Here is a 21333-nt window from a genome sequence, read left to right as displayed (position 1 = left end):
GTCTCTGACTCCAGCGCGGCCGGCTCACATCCCCAAGCCGACTCTTCGGACAAGCCACTTCCCGGACCCGCCGACACCCAGCCTAGAACCTCACTCCCGGCGGCCTCTTGACATAGAGGGGAGCCATGACCCATCGCGGCAGAAGCGGGCGTCTTCGAGCGCACGCTACGCGGCAGATCCGGATGTTCGCAGCGGGTCTGCGGACGGTCGAGACAGCCCCTCGACTCTCGCAACCCGACGAACGCCGACAACCAACCATGAGGTCGGCGCGTCTTAGCAAGGACCGTCGCATGCGACGTACCGTCACCGACACGCTGCCCACCATCATCGGGGGGTGGCTCACCCAAGGGGGAACCGTGCTTCAACGTTCGACCACACTTGTTGTCACCGCGCTTGCTACGGGGGCGCTGCTGAGCGCACCGTCATCGGCGGCTTCGGCCACTGCCCAGACCTGCCAAGGCCGACCGGCCACGATCGTCGGCACTGGCCCGGACATTCAGGGCACGCCGGGTGATGACGTCATCGTCACCGGCACCTCCCAGTTCACCTACGCTGTCGCTGGGAACGACCTGGTGTGCGTGAGCCCGTCCGCCGTGTACGTGTACGCGGGCGACGGCGATGACGTGGTGGACGCGTCCGAGGCTGGGGTGACACAAATCAATGCCTATCTAGGTGCTGGTCTCGACCGCTACCTCGGGGGACCTGGCCAAAACTTGGTGCACGCGGACGGCACGGATGACACCGTGACAGACGCCGACTGGGCGTACCTGACGGTCACCGCGCCTGCGACCGGGACACCTGGCACCTACACCGGTGGCCTGATCGCCGTCTGGTCCGCCGACCATGACGTGGAGATCGACCTGGACACCAACATGGTGACGGTCGGCGGGGCCCATGCGGCCAACCTCTCTGGCATCGTCGGCGCGGACGTAGTCGCACCGCGCGCGGTGCTGCGAGGCAACGCCGCGGACAACTACCTGAGCGGTTCGGGATGCGATGTGCTGTTCGTCGGGAAAGGCGGAAACGACACCCTCAACGGTGGATACTCTGGCGAGGACGCCCCCCAAATCAAATCGGAGTGCGAGGGCATGAAAGCCACGATGCGTGGTGGACCCGGCGACGACAACATCAAGGGGTGGCTGGGCCTCAACCGGCTGGTCGGGAACGCAGGCAACGACGAACTCCAAGGCCGCTCCCGATCAGACGTGCTCCTCGGTGGCAGCGGCCGCGACGACCTCAGGGGCGGCAACAAGTCGGACGTGCTCCGCGGAGGCCGCGGCCGCGACACAGCCGACGGGCAGAACGGCCGGGACCGCTGCGTCGCCGAACGCGAGCGTCGCTGCGAACGCTGAAACCACTAGGTCTGACGATCGCCCTGGGCGCTCATCGGCATGAGCGTGCGCGGATCGCGGCAGATCCGGACGTTGTTTGGTTTTGCATACCTACATCAGCAGCGACGGGGCGGTTCGTGTAACGCGATCAGCCTTTGCGACCACAATCAGGACATGAAGTCTGTTGCAGGTGTCGCCGCGATCGGGCGCGACCCGGACGCCTTGGAGGCGTTCTACCGCGAGCACCTCGAGGCAGTGCAGCGCTTCGTAGCAAGGCGGGTGGGGAGCCCGGAGGACGCCGCCGACCTGACCGCCGAGGTGTTTCTGGCAGCGATCCGTGCAAGTCACGCCTACCGAGGGGACGCACCCGCGCCGCTCGCATGGCTCTACGGCATCGCCCGCCGCGTGGTGGCCAGCCACCACCGGTCCACTGACCGGGCCTTGCGAGCGGCTGCCCGCATCGACGCACGGGAACTGCTCGACGAGGACGCCACCGACCGGATCGTCGCCCGCATCGACAGTCAGCGCGCAGCCCGCGAGGTCTACCAGTCCCTACTGGAACTGCCTGAACGACAGCAGTCCGTGGTCGAACTGGTGGCCGTGGACGGACTGTCTCTAACCGAAGCAGCCGCCGCTCTGGGCATCTCGCCGGGCAATGCCCGCGTTCTGTACCACCGCGCGCGCCGACGCCTCGCCCTCGCGCTTCCCCAGCCCCTCCCCGACACACTTGAGGTGACGCCATGAACGCCCCACTCGACACCTTCGAGACCGCCCTGCTGACCAGGCTCCGCGACGAGGTGGAGCATCAGACCACTGTGCCCTCCCGCTTCTCGCCACCCAAGTTCCTTATTGGTGCCGCAGCCGCAGTGGCCGCAGCCGCCGCGATGCTCGTGGTGGTTCCGGGGCTTGGAACGACCGCCGCGTACTCGGTGCAGGAGGGAAACTCCGGCACCATCACAGTCGAAGTGCAGCGTCTTGAGGACGCCGAGGGCCTTGAGGCCGAACTGTCGAAGTATGGCGTCACCGCCAACATCACCTACCTGCCACACAGGCAAGAGTGCGCGCCGGGGCGATACACGCCCGTGGATCGTTCCCTCTCTGGCATGCAGGTCAGCATGGGAAGCGAGTTGCTACGGGTGACCCTTCCGCCAGGCACGGTACGAGACGGCGAGACGTTCGTGATGGCGGTGTCAGGAAAGGACATCCCCCCGTCCTCCTCGGAACCCTCTGAGGACGGCATCATCGACCTGGGCGGCTTCGCCGGATGGACAGACTTCAACGTGACGGCCGGGCCGGTAGAACCCTGCGCGATAGTTCCAGGCACCGTCGAATGGCGTCCGCACCGCTCCCGCACATCGGCACGACCGAGCGGAACGCGGCAGATTCGGGCGTTGCCAGGAACTCACGCGCTTCCCGGAACTCCTCGAGCCGAGTCCTCTCAGCCCTCCGGCGGCTTGTCTGCCGGACGGACCCTTGGCGGTCCCAAGGATCGAGAGGTTTCGGCTCGAACGGTCCCCATATCGATGTGGAGCTCGAGGAGCACGTGTGTGGCGATGCCCTCTCCCTCGCGCAGAATCCCGAGCAGGAGGTGTGCTGGTGCGATGCGCCTCTCTCCGTACATCTCGGCCTCCCGGCGGGCAAAATGGAGCACCTTGGACGCGCGAGGCGTGAGCGGCAGCTCCCCGGCCGAGGCGTCGGAGCCCACGCCGACGATCTCGCTGACCTTTGTCCGAACGGATCCGAGATCTGCGTGGGATGCGAGAATCCGTGCGACATCGCTGGCGGCGTCTCGCATGATGCCGAGGAGGAGGTGCTCGGTGCCGAGGTAATGGTGGTTCAGCCGCTGCGCCTCGGCCTTGGCGAACCCGAGCACCGCACGTGCGGCCGGGGTCATCTCTGACTCGGGGACCGGGGGTGGCAGCCTCGATAGGCGCATGGCTCAGTTTGTCATCGTCTCCCCCAACTCCGCCCTCAATCCGGCACGACCGCACGGGTCGCGGCATATGAGCGCATAGGGAGTCGGATGGTCAAGGATGATGACTTGGTCTGCTGTGGGGACACGGGGGTGGCAATGAGGCAACCGACGCTTTTCCTGATGGTGGGGCTTCCCGCCACCGGCAAGACGACTGCTGCCCGACGCCTCGAGGTCGATCACCAGGCACTCCGTCTCACAAAGGATGAATGGATGAAGGCGCTCTACGGAGAAGAGAACCCGCCGTCAGCCTCCGACGTGATCGAAGGAAGGCTTATCGAGATCGGCCTGCGAGCACTGGAACTGGGTAACAACGTGGTGGTCGACTTCGGTCTGTGGGGTCGTGATGAGCGCTCGGCGCTGCGGCGGGCAGCAGCCGACCGCGGTGCGCGTGTGGAGCTGCACTACTTCGAGGTGTCCCCGGCCGAGCAGCGGAGACGACTCGATCAACGACAGGCTGACTCCCCGCACACCACGTGGCCCATCTCCGACGAGGAATTGGTCGGTTGGACCGACACCATGCAGATTCCGACGCCAAGAGAGCTCGACGGCAGCGAACCGATCGACGACCCACCTGCCGGATTCGGATCATGGGACGAATGGCGCAGGGATCGATGGCCACCATCGGTTACCTGACCGCAACAACGCATCGGCATGACAGTGCCCTCGGAACGGTCGCTACACGACGGTGAAGTCGCGCTCGTCGCCGGCGGGCCACAGCGGCTCGTAGTCCTCGCCCTCTATGAGTCTCGCAGCCGCTCGAACCTCGGGGTATGACAGGAGCGCGCCGCCTCGGGCATCACGGATCGCGCTGAGCGCTCCCGTGGGGTCCTCGGTGAACACGAAGAAGTTGACCTCACCGGACCCGATGTCGTGTCCATCCGCTGCACATCCTGACCCGGGCCGACTGCACCACGCGCAACTTCGTGAGCATCGCCAAGGGTGGCGATCAGCGTGTCTTCGTACCGCACCAAGTCGTCAAGGTCGGCGAAGGCCGACTCTGGGAACTGGATGACGAGTTGGTGCATGGGCTCGCGCATGGCGACAGGCTATGGGGTCGACGCGCCTACCCGTGAAGCATCTGCACATCGGCAGCTGAGTGGCTGAAACGCCGAGAACGACGCGTCTGGCCGATGCCCCAGACGCCTGAGTGAGTTGACCGCTCAGCGGCATAGATGGTCGAGCGCTCCGCCCCGACAGCAGCATGAGAGTGCGACCTTCGCCTACTCTCGCTCGGTGGCTGAACCGCAGACCGTTACCCCTGGCTGGCGCTCCATCGGCATGTGCTGGGAGGGCGAGGAGATCGACCTGCAGGGCCTCAATCCGTGGGAGCACGAGTGGGAATCCCAGTCGGAGCGGATCGTGGTTGCCCATCCGTCGTACCCCTCACAACGCCACGATGTGGATGTCTGGGTGATCCACGGGCCCGACAGGGTTGTTCGGTTCGCTGCGGGCGAGATGTCTAACCTCGCGTGGGCCTTCTTCCTGCCTGTGTACGAATAACCACCGAACTTCTGGGCGACCGCTCATCGGCAAGAGCGCGCTCCGCGGCATGTGAGTGCGTTAGCGCCGCCAGGTGATCAACGCCCAATCGCCGGGTAGTTCGTCGCGTGCCAACGCTCGCAGCGCGGCCTCACGGGCCTCGACAGGATCCGCACCCTCGTAGACACTCCAGGCGATCTCAACGAAGGACCCGTCGTCGTCGTAGTCGCGCATGTCGAGACCGAGCACCACACGACCGGCCCCGGCCAGTTGAGTCAGCACGGCCGGGACATCCCGAACTGCCACGACACCTCGCCGTTCGGGTCGACGCGGGCCTGCGATCGCAGTTCGTCGGACAAGACACCGAGGTCGTCAGCGGTCATGGGGTCACGGTAGCCCGACCGGTTAGGCCGTCCGACCGCTCATCGGCATGTCAGTACATGGCCGGCGCGGAGTCACTTGGGCGCGGTCAACCCGGGCGGAGGAACCCGGAGTATGCGCGCCATCGCGCAGCCGATGGCGAGTCCGTCGCGGACTCCGTCGCCACTCAGGTCGATGACCTCGTCGCGGTAGCTCCAACCCTCGACGCTGAGCTGAGCTTGCCGTTCGTTCGCATCGACGTACACCCAGTAGTCGATGCAGGGCGGCGGCCAGTCATCTGGCCCGTAGGACGCGATGACTTCGCTGTCGGGATAACGGTCGGCGAACCGGACCGGATCTGCTTCCCAGAGCAGGGACGAAATGATGCCGCTGCCGGGATCACGCGCGATCTGACGCACGAACCCCACGTCGGCGGACTCAAAAACCGGATCGCAGAGGCGACACACGTCGTCCGCCCACTCCTGGTCGAATGCCGTCCCCATTGGCCCACGCTACGTCGACGCGATCCGCTTAGCCGCGCGTTTCTGGCAACACGATCAGCGGCAGATCGGGGCGGACGTTTCCCAATGCGCTCGCACGTGCGATCAGCCGCCCGCTACACGGTCCCCCGTCTCGGCGTACACGGTGACGACGACTTCTTGGCGCTCAGAATCCGGCGTCCACAGCACGCCCATGACCAGCCCCGTGACTGCGAACCGGTCGATCTCGACCTCTTCGCCCTTGCGCGGGACGGCAGAGAGATCGTAGACGCCGGTCTCGGGCGTCTTGCTCTTATCCAAGTAGAGGTCTATGCGGATCTTCGTCACGACTCCTGAGTGTCCCCTGATTTGCGGCTCTAGGTAGCAGTACGGATCGCGGCAGATCCGGCGCCTGGGGCAGGGGGTGCGTCCTTTAATCAACCAAATGGTTGACGACCGCGGCCGCGATTGTATAGGTTCTTATACAACCAATCGGTTGATCACAATGGCGGACAGAGCCCGAGATAGGGAGCAGGAGTCATCCGCCACCCCCACGAAGCGAGGAGCGAACTCCGATGACCGACGTCACCCCCCGACGCGAGCGAAGGGTCGCCGCCGAGGTCACCGTGTCGATGGACGGCTACAGCGGCACGGGACCAGAGGACGACATGAGCTGGGCCATGGCGCACATCGCCAGCGAGGAGAGCGAGCTCCACTACGAGGGAATCTGGCGCGGGGTGAGTACCGCCCTGCTGGGTCGAACGAACTGGGAGGGCTTCAGCGCGGTCTGGCCGACGATCACCAGCCACCCGGACAGCTCGGCCCGCACCCGTGAGCTGGGCGAGTGGCTGGCGACCGTGGAGAAGGTTGTCTTCTCGACCACCCTCGAACCGGGCGAGCTGGACCACCCCGAGTGGACCAACGCCCGCGCCTCGCGGGACGTCGTCGGCGAGGTCACGTCACTGAAGGCGCGAGCCGGCCGAGACATCATGGTCCTCAACAGCGCCAGCATCATCCAGACGCTGCTCAGGGCAAACCTCATCGACGACCTGTACCTGACGGTCCTGCCCGCGACGCTCGGCGGTGGCACGCGGGTGCTTCCGGAGGGGTTCGCGTCGACCTGGCGGCTCGCGTCCGTCGCGACCTTCCCCGCGTCCGGAGCAGTGGCGCTGCGCTATCAGCGACCCTGACAGCGATGTTCAACCGGCGGCTTTTGGACCTGCCCGACCTCACCGACCTAGACGTCACCTACCTCCTGATCTTCGGAAAAGCCTCTCCCGAACCCGCCAAGACCCAACCCTAGAACCCCACTACCAACTGCGTCTTGACACAGAGGGGAGCCATGTGCGGATGGCCGCCAGCCCAGCCAACGTCTTCCGCGTGCCTTCGTGGCTACATCCCTCCGCCGCCCACCGCCCATACCCAGGGCGAGGACGACCGGGCAGGCGTGCCGGGTTCTCTTCCCTCGGCAATCAGGCGGACATGGGTTCCCTCGCGGATCGTCACCCACACGCAGCCATCACCCTGGGCCATGCCCTCCTGGAGCAGCTGCGCGACCTGGAGTCGAGTCAGGTCCACGCCACCCGTGCGGATCAGCGCCTGCAACGAGCTCACCGCTCCTCGTGCACCGAGACGGAAGACGACGCGACGCATGAACACCAGCGAAACGACGGCGGCGAGCAGCGCCTCCAGGAGTAACTCGGGGAATGCCAACAGCGCCACGAGCGGCGGCACCAGCATCGACCCCAACCACAGCAGCTGGGCGATCCGGGCAACCCATTGCACTCGCGTGGCAGCCCGATGCCACATTCCGCGGTCCAGCTCCATGAAATGAGTATGCCCATGACTGCCCTGTTCGCGCCTGCTCATCGGCAATTCCGTGCGCTTCCGACCGCCGCGAAGGTTCGTCTCTTGGGCGACCTGATCGACGGCGCTGTCTCGGACGGCGAGATTTTCGGGCAAGTTGTCAGGGCAATTTTTCGGCGATGGTGCAGCAACGGAAGAGACGGGTACAGACGGCTACGAACTGCTACGAACTGTGGCGGACAGTTCTGTCTCAGACTTCTCGTCCTCGAGGGCTGTGGATGGGGCTTGGGCGTGTCGGTGATGCGTGGCATGGTTTTTTTCACCGGGTCAACCAAGACCGACATGACGGGTTATCCCAGGGGGTCGGCTCCCCGCTTCGCGGTCACCATGCCGCGCATTCCAGATGGCCGTTGCACACCACTGAGACGAGAATCGGGCCCGGTGATGACTGAGTGTCGTCGCGCTCGGCGTTCATGGCGGTCCCCGTCGTCGAGCGTTCGATCCGTCCTCGGATCACGTAGCAGGACCGCGGAACACACCTCCTGAGCCGGGTGTGCCGCGCGGCGGGACCGCCAGCAATGGGCCGCGTGGCACACCCTCCGGGGTGGTGAGCAACGGTGGGCCGTCTGGGTCGGCAGGACACCCGTGTGGTCGCGGATGCGCTCCTCGCCGCCTTCCCACAGGCCATCCCCGAGTGGCACTGCGAACCAGCTCCCGGCCTGGGCATAGACCCGGCCGCGCTGACCCAGGAGCAGGTGGCCGAGTGGGTGGGGCACGGGCGCTGGGAGCCGTTCGCTGCGGCCTTGGAGAGGGTCGGGAACTGCGCGCGGCCGATCCGGTTGCGGGGCTCCTCGATGCGCGTCGACGCGGCGACGGGCCAGGTTATCTCGACGTACGCCAGTGCTGAGGAGCCCGACGGACTCACTTACGTCCGGTGTGGCAACCGACGCGAGAGCAGCTGTCCCTCCTGCTCGAGGCTCTATGCCGGCGACACCTTCCAGCTGATCCGGGCGGGCGTGGTCGGCGGGAAGTCCGTGCCCGAGCACGTGGCCGAGAACCCGCTGGTCTTCGCAACCTTGACCGCCCCGTCCTTCGGGAGGGTCCACGGCCGCCGGGACGGCACCGGCCTCTGCCACCCGCGGGGATCCCGCGCGACATGCGCGCACGGCCGTCCAAGGGGATGTACCTCGCGGCACAGCGACGACGATCCGATGCTCGGGCAGCCGCTCTGCGCCGAGTGCTACGACTACGACTCGCACGTTATCTGGCAGTGGTGGGCGCCCAGCCTCTGGCGGCGGGTCAACATCGGGCTGCGGCGTGGGCTGGCCAAGCAGCTGGGAGTAGCAGCCACCCGCCTAGCCGAGGTCGCCACGCTGCAGTACGCCAAGGTCGGCGAGTTCCAGGCCCGCGGAGCCATCCACTTCCATGCGCTCATCCGCCTCGACGGCCCCAAGACACCGGAGGGGTTCGCGCCGGCCGACACATCTATCGATGCCGTGACGCTCGCACGGCTGGTCCGTCGCACGGTCGCATCCGTGCGGCTAGAGGTGCCCGGGGTCGACGCCGACGACCCGGACCGTGTGTTGGCCTTCGGTCGTCAGGTCGACGCCCGCCCCGTGACCACCCATCGTCGGACAGACGACGCTGCCCAGGCTCTCGCTCCCGAGCAGGTCGCCGGGTACCTCGCCAAGTACGCCACTAAATCGGCGAGCGAGGACCACCAGGAGAACGACGAGCACCACCGTCGGCTCAGGGCCACTTGCCGACGCCTCGCAGAGCGGAGCGTCGGCACCCAGCGAAGGGGCACCGAGACCGACGAGGACAGGGTCGAAGGTCCCTACGACCTGCTGGACAAGTGGGTGCACATGTACGGCTTCCGCGGCCACTTCGCCACCAAGTCCCGCCGGTACTCGATCACCCTCGGCGCCCTGCGCCGAGCGCGCCAACGCGCCCAGTCGCGGATCGCAGAGCATCGCCACTGCGGGCAGCCACTTGACCTGACGGCGCTCGAGGCAGATCTGCTCGCCGAGGAGGACGAGGAGACGACCCTCGTCATCGGCAATTGGACCTTCGTCGGAAGCGGCTGGGCCAACGAGACCGAGCGCACCCTCGCCCTGGCCGCCGCCGCCCGGGCACGTGAGTACGACCGCGAGAGCGCAGCCCTTCGCAAGCACACACCAAACCGGAAAGGAACACGAGTATGAAGCAGCAGAAGAGGGACCCGCGGCCGATGTCGGCGCGGCTGTGGTCGGCCCAGGAGACCGCCGACTTCCTGGGCATCGCGGTGTCGACGCTCTACTACTGGAGCTACCGCGGAGAGGGAGGTCCCCGGCTCTACCGCGTGGGTCGCAACCTCCGCTACGACCCGGCAGACGTGCAGGCCTGGCTCGACGAGCAGGCGGCGTGAGCCATGGGCAACATCCAGCGGCGCGACAACGGGAAGTGGCGAGCCCGCTACCGCGATCCCAGCGGCCGTGAGCGGGCCCGCCACTTCGACCGGAAGATCGATGCCGAGCGGTGGCTGATCGCGGTCGAGAACACCAAGCACCGCGGCGAGTGGATCGACCCGGCGCTGTCACGGATCACGGTCAGCGACTGGTCGACCAGGTGGTTCCAGGGGCAGTCGCAGCTCAAGCCGCTGACCCGGGAGCGCTACCGCAACATCGTGCGCGTGCAGATCCTCCCGGAGTGGGAGAGGCATCGGCTGTCGGCGATCACGCACGCCGATGTGGTTGCGTGGGTGGCCAAACTGCAGGCTGACGGCTATGCCGCGGCCACCATCAGGCAGGTGCACCGGGTCTTCTCGCTGATGCTCGTCCTCGCGGTGCGCGACGGCCGGCTGCCGCGCAACCCGGCGACCGGCGTACGACTCCCCCTCCCTGCCAAGGGCGAGCCAGTGTTCCTGTCGGCCCTGCAGGTCGAGCAGTTGGCCCGGGCCTGCGGGCCGGACTACGACCTCTTCGTCCGGGTGCTGGCCTACACCGGCATGCGCTGGGGCGAGGCGACAGCCGTGCGGGTGCGACGGGTGGACCTGATGCGCCGCCGGATCGAGGTCGTGCACACGGCGATCGAGCTCGAGGGCCAGATGACCTACGGGACGCCGAAGACCCATCAGGCCCGGTCGGTGCCGATCCCCCGTTCGCTCGTCGACGACCTGGCGCGCACATGGCCGGGAAGGCACCCGATGACCTAGTCTTCACGACGGCCCGGGGTGACGTGCTGCGCAACCACAACTTCCGGAGCCGGGTGTTCAAGCGGGGCGGAAGCGATCGGCGTACCCCGCCTGACCCCGCACGACCTCCGGCACACTGCCGCGAGCCTCGCGGTCCAGGCTGGGGCCAACGTCAAGGCGGTCCAGCGCATGCTCGGGCACGCGTCTGCAGCCATGACACTCGACGTCTATGCCGGTCTCTTCGGCGACGATCTGGATGCGGTGGCCGACCGCCTGGACCGGGCCGCTGTGAGGGCTCGTGCGGACTATTTGCGGACTCAGGCGCCGAATGCCGAGGTCCTGCCGTTCGACCTCGGAGAGGCACATGGCGGCTGACCTGCGGTTTTGTGTTGTAGGGCGGGTGGGGCTCGAACCCACGACCCAAGGATTATGAGTCCTCTGCTCTGACCGACTGAGCTACCGCCCCTCGCGAGCGAGCCTAGTCGGATGGGCTGCGCGACGACCGGGATGGGTGCATGCTCGGGGGCATGACCGAGACCGTGACTCCCCCGCCGCTCGAGGCCCTGCCCGAGGACTGGCAGCGGGCGCTCTGCATCGTCGCCCACCCCGACGACATCGAGTACGGCGCGGCCGCCGCCGTCGCGCGCTGGACCGGACAGGGCAAAGACGTCGTCTACTGCATGGTGACCTCCGGAGAGGCCGGCATCGACGGGATGCACCCCGACGAGTGCCGGCGCGTCCGGGAGGCCGAGGAGATCGAGTCGGCGCGGATCGTGGGCGTCGAGGCGGTCGAGTTCCTCGGCCTGCCGGACGGGATCGTGGAGTACGGCGTGCCGCTGCGCCGCGCGCTCGCGGAGGTCGTCCGACGGCACCGTCCCGACGTCGTCGTCACCGGCAACTACCGCGACACCTGGGGCGGCCGCACGCTGAACCAGGCCGATCACATCGCCGTCGGTCGGGGCGTCCTCGACGCCGTGCGCGACGCCGGCAACAGGTGGATCTTCCCCGAGCAGCTCGAGGGCGAGCTCGAGCCCTGGGGCGGCGTGAAGGCGGTGTGGGCCTTCGGCTCGCCGGAGTCCACGCACGCCGTCGACACCACCGGCACCTTCGACCTCGGCGTCGAGTCGCTCCAGGCCCACAAGGCCTACATCGACGGACTCGGCTGGGAGGGCTGGGACCCGCGCGAGTTCCTCGAGGGGATGGCGCGCGCCACCGGACAGCGGCTCGGGGTCGCGTTCGCCGCGCCGTTCGAGGTCGTCCCGATGGGCTGGGGCGACTGAGGGCCTACTCGTCGCCGCGCAGCGTGAAGGACCGCAGGCGATCGCCGGCGAAGTACACCGACCCGACCGTGACGACCATCGCCGCGATCAGCGCGTAGCCCAGACCCGTGCCCGCGCCGCCGACCAACGGGCTGATCTCGGCGCCCACCTCGCGACCCCAGGCCCCGATCGCCACCCAGCGGATGCCGGCGAGGACGTTGCCGAGCACGCCCTCCCACAGCAGCGCGAAGAGCAGCCCCACCACCACGGCGTGCCGGGTCAGGGCAGCGAGGGCCAGGAAGAGGGCGGAGTACGCCGTGCCCGCGACGGCCCCGGCAGCGAACCAGCCGAACGCCCGGCCGGGGTCGGAGGGCTCGAGGACCAGGCCGCTGACGAGCAGCGGGAGCGCGCCCAGCCCGATCGTGGCGCCCCACGCCGCGGCGTACTTGCTGATCGCGATGCTGTGGCGGCTGACGGGCTTCGCCAGGAGGTAGACGATCGAGCCGTCGTCGACCTCGGGGCCGAGCACCGCAGCCGCCGCGAGCAGCGCGACGATCGGCAGGGCCAGCGTGAAGCCGAGGTTGGCCACGGCCTCGTAGCCCTGCCCGTCGTCGGTCAGCGCGCTCACCACGATCGCCAGGAGCACGACGATCCCGGGGATGAGCATCAAGACGATGCCACGGCGGCGGCCGGCGAGGGCCTGGGCCGAGAGCCGGAGGATGGTGGCGTTCATGGTCAGCGCTCCACGAGGTAGGAGAAGACGCTCTCGAGCGACTCGTCGGTCGGGGTGAGCTCGAGGATCCGTACGCCGCGCTCGCGCGCGATCCGCGGCAGCCGGACGGCGAAGCCGCCGAAGTCCGAGACCGACACGTCGACCCCGCCCTGGCGGCGCAGGGAGACCGCCACGACGGCGTCCTCGGCGATGAGCGCGCTCGCCAGCGCACGGTCGTCGTTCGTGACGACGACGTACTGGACGGGCCGGTCGGTCATCAGCCGCCGGATCTGGCCGAAGTCGCCCGACGCCGCGTGCCGGCCGGAGACGACCACCTCGATCTGGCGGGCGACCTGCTCGACCTCCTCGAGGATGTGGGAGCTGAAGAGCACCGTGCGGCCCTCGGCCCCCATCTGGCGCAGCAGCGCCATCAGGTGGAGGCGCTGGCGCGGGTCGACGCCGTTGAAGGGCTCGTCGAGGAGGAGCACGCCGGGGTCGTGGACGAGCGCGGAGGCGAGCTTGACCCGCTGGCGCATGCCCTTGGAGTAGGTGCCGATGCGGCGGGCCGCGGGCTCGGTCATGTCGACGATCGAGAGGGCCCGCTCGGTCGCGGCGCCGGGGGCGTCCAGCCCGTGCAGCTCGGCGTTGGCGCGGACGAACTGGCGGCCGGTGAGGTAACCGAAGCTCAGCTCCCGCTCCGGGACGAGGCCGATCGTGCGGTAGGCGTCGGTGTGCCGCCAGATCGGCACACCGTCGAGGGTGACCGTGCCCGCCGACGGCGCGAGGAAGCCGGCCATCAGCGCGATCAGCGTCGTCTTCCCGGCGCCGTTGGGACCGAGCAGGCCGGTCACGCCCGGGCGGACGGTCATCGAGACACCGTTGACGGCGACCACGTTGCCGTACCACCGCGACACGGTCTCGAGGGTGATCACGCTCATGCGCTCGCCACCCTCCGGTAGCGCCACACCAGGCCGCCCAGGCACGCCGCGGAGAGTCCCACGAGGACCAAGGCGTAGAGCGCCTCCATGCCCGCGCTGGTGGGCGGGGTCAGCGCGTCGACGTCGGCCCAGGCAGTCGCGAGCCCTCGATAGAGGGAGTACGGCGAGAACAGGCCGGCGACCTCCCCCACATCCGACCTGCCCTCCTCCGAGGAGATGCCCTGCACCGCCGTGACGATCCCGTTGCCGATCAGCAGCACCGCGATGGTGGCGACCACCGCGAAGCCTCGTCGGGTCGACCAGGAGGAGATCAGGCCGGCGATGCCGGTCAGGACGAGGGCCAGGAGCACGGCCAGGGCGACCGCCACTCCGGCCTCGCGCGTCTGCTCGGTGACGTCGAGCTCGCCCAACAGCGCCACGGCGTACAGCAGGACGATGGGCAGCAGGAGGAAGACCAGGGTCGCGGCGAGCAATGCTGCCCAGCGGGCGAGGGCGTAGGTGCTGGCCCGGAGCGGGCGGGCGAGGTAGAGCGAGATGGTGCCGTGCCGGAGGTCGCGGGAGAACAGCACCGGCGCCTGCGACGCCACGAAGATGCCGAGGATGACCTGGGTCGTCGAGGCGTACTGCGCGTAGGAGATCGGCAGCTCGTCGAGCCCGATCAGCACCATCACGCCGCCGACGATCACCGCCGGGAACAGGTTGAGGGCCAGGAGCACGAACGGCAGCACCTTCGACCTGCCCGACCGGCCGAGCCCGAAGGCGTTGCGGAAGCCGGTGACGGCCAGGGCCCGCGCGATGGAGCCCTCGCCGAGGCGGGCTCCGGTGTACGGCCGGTAGCCGAGGTCGTGGATGACGCTGCGGCCCTCGGGGGTGGCGGACGTCGGGTCGGTCATCGTGCACCTCCTGCGGGCTCGGCGAAGACGTCCTCGATGCGGCGGTGGTCGGCCTGGATGCGCACCAGCCCGAGCCCGAGGTCGCCGGCGGTGTCTCGGATCAGGTCGTGCACGTCGCCGGCCCCGTCGGTCACGTCGATGGACAGCATCCCGCCACGGGCCGCCGCCGACACGCCTGCCGCGGCCAGCGCCTCGAGCATCCGGCGTTGGGCGTCGTCGCCGAGCACCTCGACGAGCAGCGAGCCCGTCGCGTCGAGGAACTCGTCGGTGCGTGAGGCCCGCAGCAGCTGGCCTCCGTCGAGCACGACCACGTGGTCGCTGACGCGCTCGAGCTCGCCGAGCAGGTGCGAGGTGACGATCACGGCGATGCCGAAGTCACGGCCGATGCGCTGGACCAGCCCGAGCATCTCGTCGCGGGCGGCCGGGTCGAGGCCGTTGGTCGGCTCGTCGAGGAGCACCAGCTGGGGGTCGTGGGCGAGGGCCTGGGCGAGCTTGGCCTTCTGCCGCATGCCGGTCGAGTAGCCGCCCATCGGCCGGTAGCGCTCCTCCGCCAGGCCGACGTGGCGGAGCACCTCGGCCGCGCGCTCCCGGGCCGCCACCCGCGGCAGCCCGGACATCATCGCCAGGTGCACCGTGAAGTCGCTGGCGCTCACGTCGGGCGGCAGGCAGTCGTGCTCGGGCAGGTAGCCCACCCGGGCCCGGATCGCCCCGCCCTCGGCGGCGATGTCGTGGCCCAGCACCTCGGCTCGGCCACCCGTCGGCTCGACGAGCCCGAGGAGGATCTTCAGGAACGTCGACTTTCCCGCGCCGTTGGCGCCGACCAGTCCGGTGATCCCCGGCCCGATCTCGAGGGTGAGCGCATCCAGGGCGAGGACCGGACCGTAGTCCTTGGTCAGGCCAACGGTTCGTACGACTGCTGCCACGACCGTCACGCTAGCGGGGCGGTGTGCGGGAAACGTGTGTGACCGGTGAAACCTCAGGGGAATGTCAGGGTGAGGTCGGGCCGGCCATCGCGGGAAAGCGCCAAGCCCGTCTGACGGATCAGGCGGGCTTACGCAGAGCACAATCACACCAGGGGCTTCGCGAGTAGGGTGGCATCAACCGCCGAAGGTAGGGCCACGAGGTTCGGGGGCACGTTGGCTGATCCCGTAGTCGTCTCGTTGACGTTGCCCGCTGATGTGCGCAGTGTCGGACGCGCACGCGCGGCAGTGCGCGAGGTCCTGAGCACGACCCGGGCCGATGACCTGCTCGAGCCAGCACAGCTGGCGACCTCCGAGCTGGTGACCAACGCCGTGGTCCACGCCGGCACCGAGATCGGGATCCGGATCCTGGCCGTCGGCCGCGCCCTGCGCGTGGAGATCACCGACGGCAGCACCCGCCTGCCCGTCAAACGGATGTGGTCGGCGACGGCTGGAACCGGTCGCGGTCTCCACGTGGTCGACCAGAGCTCCGAACGGTGGGACGTCGAGGCGGGCCCGCGCGGCAAGACCGTGTGGTTCGAGATCGGTCACCTGCCCAGGGCTCTTCAACCGAACCGATCAGGGGCGAGTCCGGTCGACGCCGAGCACCGGGAGTCCACCGTGCAGGTCATCCTGCTCGACATGCCCCTCCTGATGCACCGGGCCTGGCAGGAGCACGCCGCAACACTGCTGCGTGAGTTCCTGCTCTACACCCTGGAGGCCGACCCCGCGGTGCTGGACGACCACGCAGCCGCCAGCGACGCCCTGAGCATCCTCGACGAGCAGCTGCCCAGGCCAACCCTGCCTGTAGACCCCGAAGAGCTGATGGCCAACCTCGTCGAGCCCACCGTCACCGGCCGCCAGGTGATCCTGGACGTCCCCACGTCCTCGGTCCCACACTTCGCCGTGCTCGACGACGTGCTCTCACGGGCGGGTGCCGCAGCCCAGGACGGACTACTCCTGGGACCGCCCACCCAGCCGGAGATCCGTGAGATGCGCCAGTGGCTGTGCGCCGAAGTCACCGCTCAGGCCGCCGGACCCGCCACTCCGCGCCCCTGGCGCGCCCGCACCGACGCCCGGCAGCCCTCCGACAAGGACGCGGCCCTCGGCCCAACCCATCGTGATCTGGTCCCCTTGGAGGAGCCGGTGATCGCGACCGACCAGCGCTACGTCATCGTGGCGGCGACTCCACCGATCCTCCGATTCCTCGGCTACCGGGACGAGACCGAGCTGTTGGGCCGGCGGATCCTGGTCCTCATCCCGCAGCGCTATCACCAGGCCCACATCGCCGGCACCACCTTCCACGCAACCAACGGCCGCGACGTGCTACTGGACCGTTGGATCACCGTTCCCGTGGTGCGTGCTGACGGAAGCGAGGTGCCCGTCGAGCTCCGCGTCGAGCCGCGCCGCCTCACCGAGGACGACTGGATCTTCGTCGCGACGTTCCGGGTCGGCTGAGCGAGCAGACCCCACGGGTCGCGGGTCACCGGGGCAGCGAGGTGCGCCAGTCGTGTTCGCCCGCCAAGGGCCGGTACTCCTCACCCGTCGTGGTGTGTTCCAGCAGCATCACGGCCACGTCGTCGCTCAGCTGGCCTCGCGCGGCGTGCGCGCGGACCGCGTTCAGCAGGCGGTCGAGCGCAGCCTCCAACGGCCCGCCGACGAGCAGCGGTCCGAGCTCGCGCAGATCGAGGAATGCACCGCTGAAGTTGCGGGCCTCGCTCACCCCGTCGGTGTACAAGAGCAGCCGGTCCCCGGGCCGCCAGGCGAACTCGTGGCAGGTGTAACGCTCCCCGAGCCCGAGCGGAAGGTCCGCGTCGGTGTCGAGGAACTCACACGTCTGGTCGGGACGGACCAGCAGTGGCGGTGGGTGCCCGGCGTCGACCCAGAGGGGCCGGGCCGGGTCCGTGGTGTCGAGCAGCAGCGCGGTGACGAACTCCTCCTCGTCGAAGAACGGGATCAGGTAGCCGCTCATGTCTTCGGCGACCGCGTCGAGGTCCGGCTGGATGGCCGCGGCCTGCCGGAACGCCCGGATGACGCGCGCGGCCTGCTCGACCGCCTCGATCCCCTTGCCACGCACGTCACCGATCAGGAACCGCGTATGGCTACGAGAGTGGTAGCAGTCGTACAGGTCGCCGCCGATCACCGTGTCTTCGGCCGCGGCCTGGTAGCGGACCGCGATGTCGGTGTGCCGAGCGTGCGCGGGCAGGACCGGCAGCACCGCCTGCTGCGCCACCTCGGCGAGCGTGGTGAGCCGGCCGACCTGCCGCTCCCCGCGCACCCGGACCGCAGCGACGACGACCGCGGCCACACCTATCAACGCCACGTCTACGAGTCGGACCACATGTTGCGGAGTGACGGAGTGGTCGTTCCACACGCCAGAGCCGACCGCGGCCACCAACGCGGCGGCCGCGAACGCGGCGGTGCGCTCCGCCGGCAGCACCGAGCAAGCGATCAGCGGTGCGAGCGCGAACAGCGGCGACAACGCGATTGACGCATCGGGAATCGCGAGATCGAGGAGCACCAGGACCAGCAACGTCAAGGCGGCGAGCGCCGTCCCCGCCGTGCTCGCTCCAGCTCTCATCCTCGGCTGCCCTTCCACCCGCCGCCGGGAGATGTTGCACCCGCGGATCGCGACCAACGCTAACGCAGCAGCGCCCGTCCCGGCGGGCCTTTGACCGAGGTGACGCACCAGTCGCTCGACCCGGTGTCTGCCGTCACGTCGGCGGGCCCCAGGTCAGGGCTCGACGGTGACCTTGATGGCCTCGCCGTTCTTCACGATCGAGAACGCGTCCATCACGTCCTCGAGGGCGATGTGCCGAGTGATCAGGTCCTTCACGGGGACCTGGCCGGTGGAGATGTACTCCAGCGCCCGCTTGTTGTGCTCGGGCGCCGAACCGTTGGCGCCGTGAATGTGCAGCTGGCGGTAGTGCACGACGTTGGAGTCGCAGGTGATGGTCGGGTTGGTCTTTGGCAGACCGCCGAAGAACGAGATCCGTCCGTTGCGGGCGGCCATCGCGATGGCCTGCTCCTGGGTGACGTTCGCAGCGGTTGCGGTGATCACGACGTCGGCGCCGCGACCGCGGGTGAGCTCCATCACGCGCTCGACCACGTCGACTTCTGCCGCGTTGATCACCGCGTCGGGCTGGACCGCGTCAGCCGACATCTGCAGCCGCTCGGTGTTGACGTCGACCAGGTAGACGGGGCCGCACCGGTGCACCCCTCGGGCGATGCGGATGTGCATGCAGCCGATCGGACCGGCGCCGAAGACGACGACGGTGTCACCCTCCTCGATCCCGAGCAGTTCCTGTGCGTTGATCGCGCACGCGAACGGCTCGGCGGCCGACGCCTCGTCGTACCCCACGTTGTCGGGGATGCGGTTGAGCCCGTCGACCTTGAGCACTTGCCGCGGCACGATCATGTACTCGGCGAAGCCACCGTCGTACTGGTAGCCCACCGAGGTCTGGTTCTGACAGACCGCCATCCAGCCCTTCCGACACTCGTGGCAGTCACCGCAGGGCACGGCGGCGATGACCTGGGCTCGGTCGCCGACCTGCCACTCGCTGCCGTAGGCCGCGTTGACTGCCGAGCCGACCTCGACGACCTCACCGGCGATCTCGTGCCCGATCGTCCGAGGCGGTGTGAGGTTCTGGTGGCCGTTGTGGAGGATCTTGACGTCCGTGCCGCACGTGGAGCAGTTGCGGACGCGGAGCTTGACCTCGTCGGGGCCGCACTCCGGCTCAGGGACATCCTCGAGCCGGACGTCGTCGGGTGCGTAGAAGCGCAGGGCCTTCATGAATGTCTCTTCCTTCCGGTGTACGACGCCGCGAGAGAGGAGGGCAGGCGGAGCGCGGCAACCCCACCGTAACGGCAATCCGGGCAGAAAACCACATCTTTTGCCGCCCAATTCTGCCCAGATGCTTGGCAGAGTGCCCGAATGTGAGGTTTACTGGCCCGCATGTGATCGGCGTCACCCGCCGGCCCGAGTCCCTTGGAGGGAACCGAGAATGTCCACCACCACCCCTGCTGCAGCCCGGGTCGGCGCCCGGGTCCACGTACAGAAGTTCGGCACGTTCCTGTCGAACATGGTCATGCCGAACATCGGAGCGTTCATCGCCTGGGGCCTGATCACCGCCCTCTTCATCGAGGTGGGCTGGCTGCCCGAGCTGGGCATCGGTGACAGCCCGGACAGCTGGGTCGCGAAGATCGGCGGCTGGGACGAGGACGGCGGCGGCATCGTCGGCCCGATGATCACCTACCTGCTGCCCATCCTCATCGGCTACACCGGCGGCAAGATCGTCTACGACACCCGCGGCGGCGTCGTCGGCGCGATCGCCACCATGGGGGTCATCGCCGGCACGGAGATCCCGATGTTCATGGGCGCCATGATCATGGGCCCGCTCGGCGGATGGACGATGAAGCACATCGACGCCCTGTGGGACGGCAAGATCAAGCCCGGCTTCGAGATGCTCGTCAACAACTTCGCGGCCGGCATCTGGGGCGGCATCCTGGCCACGTTCGGCTTCTTCATCATGAGCCCGATCGTCACGTTCATCGCCGACAAGCTCGGCGCGGGCGTCGACTTCCTGGTCGACAACGGGCTGCTGCCGCTGACCTCGCTCATCATCGAGCCGGCCAAGGTCCTCTTCCTCAACAACGCGATCAACCACGGCGTACTGACCCCGCTCGGCACGGCGGAAGCCGCCGAGGCCGGCAAGTCGGTCCTGTTCCTGCTCGAGGCCAACCCCGGCCCCGGCCTGGGCCTGCTGCTCGCCTACGCGCTCTTCGGCAAGGGCCTGGCCAAGGCCTCCGCGCCAGGCGCGGCGATCATCCACTTCTTCGGCGGCATCCACGAGATCTACTTCCCCTACGTGCTGATGAAGCCCAAGCTGATCCTCGCGATGATCGCTGGCGGCATGACCGGTGTCTTCGTCAACGTCCTCTTCGACGTGGGCCTGCGCGCCCCGGCCGCTCCGGGCTCGGTCTTCGCGGTCTACGCCCAGACGGCCAACTTCCTCGGCGTCACCCTCTCGATGCTCGCCGCCGCGGCCGTGTCCTTCGTGGTCGCCGCGTTCCTGCTCAAGACCGACAGGGCAGTCGAGGCCGACGACGAGCTCGTTCACGCCACCGCCAGCATGGAGTCGATGAAGGGGAAGAAGTCGATCGCGTCCTCCACGCTCGTGGGCTCCGTCGCGGGTGCGCCGGTGAACCACATCGTCTTCGCGTGTGACGCCGGCATGGGCTCATCGGCGATGGGCGCCTCGGTGCTGCGCCGCAAGATCCAGGAGGCCGGCTTCGCCGACGTCACCGTGAGCAACAAGGCGATCGCCAGCCTCGACGACGACGTGGACCTGGTCGTCAGCCACCAGGACCTCACCGACCGCGCCCGCCTGAAGGCGCCGTCGGCCTCGCACATCTCGGTCGACAACTTCATGGGCAGCCCGCGGTACGACGAGATCGTGGAGCTGCTGCGCCAGACCAACGCCCCCGGGGGAGACGTGCAGGTGGCCACGGCGGTGGACGAGGGGCCCTCGGTGCTGGCCGAGGAGTCGATCGTGCTGGGTGCAACCCCCGCCGACCGCGACGCCGCGATCACCCAAGCGGGCGAGCTGCTCGTGGCCGTCGGCGCCGTCGACCCGGCGTACGTCGATGCGATGCACACGCGTGAGCAGTCCGTCTCGACCCACATGGGCAACGGCCTCGCCATCCCCCACGGCACCAACGAGGCCAAGGGCTCCATCCACCGCACCGCGATCTCGTTCGTGCGCTACGACGAGCCGGTCGACTGGAACGGCAGTCCGGTGGAGTTCGTGGTCGGGATCGCCGGGACCGGCGACGAGCACCTCGGCCTGCTGAGCCGGATCGCGCAGGTCTTCGTCGACCGGGATGAGGTCGAGCGGCTCCGGGCGGCGAGGACTCCCCAGGAGATCAAGGCGGTCCTAGACCGGGTCGGCGGCTGAACCTCACCATGGC

Annotated in this window: 25 protein-coding genes and 1 tRNA gene; 13 read left to right on the top strand and 13 right to left on the bottom strand. The window is 68.5% G+C overall.

Annotated features, from left to right (window positions below; genetic code table 11):
- The first annotated feature begins 290 nt into the window (after positions 1 to 290).
- Positions 291 to 1352: a calcium-binding protein gene (locus tag DDE18_RS22630; protein ID WP_133241199.1), complete on the top strand. Its 1062-nt coding sequence runs from the start codon at positions 291 to 293 to the stop codon at positions 1350 to 1352.
- A 153-nt stretch (positions 1353 to 1505) separates the two neighbouring features.
- Positions 1506 to 2075, top strand: a complete 570-nt coding sequence (locus tag DDE18_RS09475) for an RNA polymerase sigma factor (RefSeq protein WP_116571970.1) — start codon at positions 1506 to 1508, stop codon at positions 2073 to 2075.
- Between the two features lie 694 nt (positions 2076 to 2769).
- Here the strand turns inward: DDE18_RS09475 and DDE18_RS09470 are convergent.
- Entirely contained in the window at positions 2770 to 3225 is a 456-nt protein-coding gene (locus tag DDE18_RS09470) for a Clp protease N-terminal domain-containing protein (RefSeq protein WP_165821101.1), read from the bottom strand.
- Positions 3226 to 3354: 129 nt separating this feature from the next.
- On the opposite strand from DDE18_RS09470, the gene DDE18_RS09465 reads away from it, so the two are divergent.
- On the top strand, positions 3355 to 3939 hold the full coding sequence (locus DDE18_RS09465) for a P-loop nucleotide/nucleoside kinase family protein (protein WP_211754485.1): 585 nt from the start codon (positions 3355 to 3357) through the stop codon (positions 3937 to 3939).
- A 42-nt stretch (positions 3940 to 3981) separates the two neighbouring features.
- Here DDE18_RS09465 and DDE18_RS22945 read toward each other — a convergent pair whose 3' ends face one another.
- Positions 3982 to 4146 (bottom strand): hypothetical protein, encoded by a 165-nt coding sequence (locus tag DDE18_RS22945; RefSeq protein WP_165821100.1) that lies wholly within the window; start codon positions 4144 to 4146, stop codon positions 3982 to 3984.
- 83 nt (positions 4147 to 4229) lie between these two features.
- On the opposite strand from DDE18_RS22945, the gene DDE18_RS22940 reads away from it, so the two are divergent.
- Positions 4230 to 4379 (top strand): hypothetical protein, encoded by a 150-nt coding sequence (locus DDE18_RS22940; protein WP_165821099.1) that lies wholly within the window; start codon positions 4230 to 4232, stop codon positions 4377 to 4379.
- 160 nt (positions 4380 to 4539) lie between these two features.
- Entirely contained in the window at positions 4540 to 4806 is a 267-nt protein-coding gene (locus tag DDE18_RS09460) for a hypothetical protein (protein ID WP_116571968.1), read from the top strand.
- A gap of 60 nt (positions 4807 to 4866) precedes the next feature.
- Here the strand turns inward: DDE18_RS09460 and DDE18_RS09455 are convergent, their stop codons facing one another.
- From DDE18_RS09455 to DDE18_RS09445, 3 genes are all read right to left on the bottom strand, one after another.
- Complete coding sequence (locus tag DDE18_RS09455) at positions 4867 to 5067, bottom strand: hypothetical protein (RefSeq protein WP_116571967.1); 201 nt, start codon at positions 5065 to 5067, stop codon at positions 4867 to 4869.
- Between the two features lie 173 nt (positions 5068 to 5240).
- A complete protein-coding gene (locus DDE18_RS09450) occupies positions 5241 to 5648 on the bottom strand; it encodes a hypothetical protein (RefSeq protein WP_116571966.1) in 408 nt (135 codons plus the stop codon).
- A 102-nt stretch (positions 5649 to 5750) separates the two neighbouring features.
- Entirely contained in the window at positions 5751 to 5972 is a 222-nt protein-coding gene (locus tag DDE18_RS09445) for a hypothetical protein (protein ID WP_116571965.1), read from the bottom strand.
- A 227-nt stretch (positions 5973 to 6199) separates the two neighbouring features.
- Here DDE18_RS09445 and DDE18_RS09440 point away from each other — a divergent pair, with 227 nt between their 5' ends.
- On the top strand, positions 6200 to 6814 hold the full coding sequence (locus DDE18_RS09440; RefSeq protein WP_116571964.1) for a dihydrofolate reductase family protein: 615 nt from the start codon (positions 6200 to 6202) through the stop codon (positions 6812 to 6814).
- Positions 6815 to 7016: 202 nt separating this feature from the next.
- Here the strand turns inward: DDE18_RS09440 and DDE18_RS09435 are convergent, their stop codons facing one another.
- Positions 7017 to 7451, bottom strand: a complete 435-nt coding sequence (locus tag DDE18_RS09435) for a hypothetical protein (RefSeq protein ID WP_133241198.1) — start codon at positions 7449 to 7451, stop codon at positions 7017 to 7019.
- A 596-nt stretch (positions 7452 to 8047) separates the two neighbouring features.
- On the opposite strand from DDE18_RS09435, the gene DDE18_RS09430 reads away from it, so the two are divergent.
- From DDE18_RS09430 to DDE18_RS23985, 4 genes are read left to right on the top strand one after another with little or no spacing between them, the layout of a single operon-like run.
- Positions 8048 to 9634 (top strand): replication initiator, encoded by a 1587-nt coding sequence (locus DDE18_RS09430; RefSeq protein ID WP_165821098.1) that lies wholly within the window; start codon positions 8048 to 8050, stop codon positions 9632 to 9634.
- Complete coding sequence (locus DDE18_RS09425) at positions 9631 to 9837, top strand: helix-turn-helix transcriptional regulator (RefSeq protein WP_245916544.1); 207 nt, start codon at positions 9631 to 9633, stop codon at positions 9835 to 9837. Before DDE18_RS09430 ends, DDE18_RS09425 begins: the two co-directional genes overlap by 4 nt.
- Positions 9838 to 9840: 3 nt before the next feature.
- Entirely contained in the window at positions 9841 to 10623 is a 783-nt protein-coding gene (locus DDE18_RS09420; RefSeq protein ID WP_211754484.1) for a tyrosine-type recombinase/integrase, read from the top strand.
- An 18-nt stretch (positions 10624 to 10641) separates the two neighbouring features.
- Complete coding sequence (locus DDE18_RS23985) at positions 10642 to 10977, top strand: tyrosine-type recombinase/integrase (protein ID WP_211754483.1); 336 nt, start codon at positions 10642 to 10644, stop codon at positions 10975 to 10977.
- A 17-nt stretch (positions 10978 to 10994) separates the two neighbouring features.
- Here DDE18_RS23985 and DDE18_RS09415 read toward each other — a convergent pair.
- A tRNA-Ile gene (locus tag DDE18_RS09415) sits at positions 10995 to 11068 on the bottom strand.
- A 61-nt stretch (positions 11069 to 11129) separates the two neighbouring features.
- Here DDE18_RS09415 and DDE18_RS09410 point away from each other — a divergent pair.
- The gene (locus DDE18_RS09410; protein ID WP_116572027.1) at positions 11130 to 11882 is read left to right on the top strand and encodes a PIG-L deacetylase family protein; all 753 of its coding nucleotides are present in this window, start codon (positions 11130 to 11132) and stop codon (positions 11880 to 11882) included.
- Between the two features lie 4 nt (positions 11883 to 11886).
- On the opposite strand, the gene DDE18_RS09405 is transcribed toward DDE18_RS09410, so the two are convergent.
- Genes DDE18_RS09405 through DDE18_RS09390 form a run of 4 tightly spaced genes read right to left on the bottom strand, consistent with a single transcriptional unit; the run spans position 11887 to position 15327 of the window.
- The gene (locus DDE18_RS09405) at positions 11887 to 12594 is read right to left on the bottom strand and encodes an ABC transporter permease (protein WP_116571961.1); all 708 of its coding nucleotides are present in this window, start codon (positions 12592 to 12594) and stop codon (positions 11887 to 11889) included.
- 2 nt (positions 12595 to 12596) lie between these two features.
- Positions 12597 to 13511 (bottom strand): ABC transporter ATP-binding protein, encoded by a 915-nt coding sequence (locus DDE18_RS09400; protein WP_116572026.1) that lies wholly within the window; start codon positions 13509 to 13511, stop codon positions 12597 to 12599.
- Positions 13508 to 14404 carry an ABC transporter permease gene (locus DDE18_RS09395; protein ID WP_116571960.1) on the bottom strand — a complete coding sequence of 299 codons (897 nt, stop codon included), beginning with the start codon at positions 14402 to 14404 and terminating at the stop codon, positions 13508 to 13510. The genes DDE18_RS09400 and DDE18_RS09395 overlap by 4 nt, the downstream gene beginning before the upstream one ends.
- Positions 14401 to 15327 (bottom strand): ABC transporter ATP-binding protein, encoded by a 927-nt coding sequence (locus DDE18_RS09390; protein ID WP_211754481.1) that lies wholly within the window; start codon positions 15325 to 15327, stop codon positions 14401 to 14403. The genes DDE18_RS09395 and DDE18_RS09390 overlap by 4 nt, the downstream gene beginning before the upstream one ends.
- A 168-nt stretch (positions 15328 to 15495) precedes the next feature.
- Here DDE18_RS09390 and DDE18_RS09385 point away from each other — a divergent pair, with 168 nt between their 5' ends.
- Positions 15496 to 16821 (top strand): ATP-binding protein, encoded by a 1326-nt coding sequence (locus DDE18_RS09385; protein WP_342748922.1) that lies wholly within the window; start codon positions 15496 to 15498, stop codon positions 16819 to 16821.
- 25 nt (positions 16822 to 16846) lie between these two features.
- Here the strand turns inward: DDE18_RS09385 and DDE18_RS09380 are convergent, their stop codons facing one another.
- Positions 16847 to 17902 (bottom strand): PP2C family protein-serine/threonine phosphatase, encoded by a 1056-nt coding sequence (locus DDE18_RS09380; RefSeq protein ID WP_133241197.1) that lies wholly within the window; start codon positions 17900 to 17902, stop codon positions 16847 to 16849.
- Between the two features lie 195 nt (positions 17903 to 18097).
- Positions 18098 to 19156: a zinc-dependent dehydrogenase gene (locus DDE18_RS09375; protein WP_116571956.1), complete on the bottom strand. Its 1059-nt coding sequence runs from the start codon at positions 19154 to 19156 to the stop codon at positions 18098 to 18100.
- A 211-nt stretch (positions 19157 to 19367) separates the two neighbouring features.
- On the opposite strand from DDE18_RS09375, the gene DDE18_RS09370 reads away from it, so the two are divergent.
- A complete protein-coding gene (locus DDE18_RS09370; RefSeq protein WP_116571955.1) occupies positions 19368 to 21320 on the top strand; it encodes a PTS mannitol transporter subunit IICBA in 1953 nt (650 codons plus the stop codon).
- Positions 21321 to 21333: the final 13 nt, after the last annotated feature.

The sequence above is a fragment of the Nocardioides gansuensis genome (genome assembly GCF_003076135.1).
In the GTDB taxonomy this organism is placed as follows: Bacteria; Actinomycetota; Actinomycetes; order Propionibacteriales; family Nocardioidaceae; genus Nocardioides; species Nocardioides gansuensis.
Note: the sequence above shows the minus strand (reverse complement) of the source record. Positions and strands in the feature narration are given on the sequence as shown.

Excerpts from the sequence above, each read along its gene's own strand:
- DDE18_RS22630 (WP_133241199.1), top strand. The coding sequence starts at position 291 with ATGCGACGTACCGTCACCGACACGCTGCCCACCATCATCGGGGGGTGG.
- DDE18_RS09475 (WP_116571970.1), top strand. The coding sequence starts at position 1,506 with ATGAAGTCTGTTGCAGGTGTCGCCGCGATCGGGCGCGACCCGGACGCC.
- DDE18_RS09470 (WP_165821101.1), bottom strand. The coding sequence starts at position 3,225 with ATGACCCCGGCCGCACGTGCGGTGCTCGGGTTCGCCAAGGCCGAGGCG.
- DDE18_RS09465 (WP_211754485.1), top strand. The coding sequence starts at position 3,355 with ATGGTCAAGGATGATGACTTGGTCTGCTGTGGGGACACGGGGGTGGCA.
- DDE18_RS09450 (WP_116571966.1), bottom strand. The coding sequence starts at position 5,648 with ATGGGGACGGCATTCGACCAGGAGTGGGCGGACGACGTGTGTCGCCTC.
- DDE18_RS09440 (WP_116571964.1), top strand. The coding sequence starts at position 6,200 with ATGACCGACGTCACCCCCCGACGCGAGCGAAGGGTCGCCGCCGAGGTC.
- DDE18_RS09435 (WP_133241198.1), bottom strand. The coding sequence starts at position 7,451 with ATGGAGCTGGACCGCGGAATGTGGCATCGGGCTGCCACGCGAGTGCAA.
- DDE18_RS09425 (WP_245916544.1), top strand. The coding sequence starts at position 9,631 with ATGAAGCAGCAGAAGAGGGACCCGCGGCCGATGTCGGCGCGGCTGTGG.
- DDE18_RS09420 (WP_211754484.1), top strand. The coding sequence starts at position 9,841 with ATGGGCAACATCCAGCGGCGCGACAACGGGAAGTGGCGAGCCCGCTAC.
- DDE18_RS09410 (WP_116572027.1), top strand. The coding sequence starts at position 11,130 with ATGACCGAGACCGTGACTCCCCCGCCGCTCGAGGCCCTGCCCGAGGAC.
- DDE18_RS09405 (WP_116571961.1), bottom strand. The coding sequence starts at position 12,594 with ATGAACGCCACCATCCTCCGGCTCTCGGCCCAGGCCCTCGCCGGCCGC.
- DDE18_RS09400 (WP_116572026.1), bottom strand. The coding sequence starts at position 13,511 with ATGAGCGTGATCACCCTCGAGACCGTGTCGCGGTGGTACGGCAACGTG.
- DDE18_RS09395 (WP_116571960.1), bottom strand. The coding sequence starts at position 14,404 with ATGACCGACCCGACGTCCGCCACCCCCGAGGGCCGCAGCGTCATCCAC.
- DDE18_RS09375 (WP_116571956.1), bottom strand. The coding sequence starts at position 19,156 with ATGAAGGCCCTGCGCTTCTACGCACCCGACGACGTCCGGCTCGAGGAT.
- DDE18_RS09370 (WP_116571955.1), top strand. The coding sequence starts at position 19,368 with ATGTCCACCACCACCCCTGCTGCAGCCCGGGTCGGCGCCCGGGTCCAC.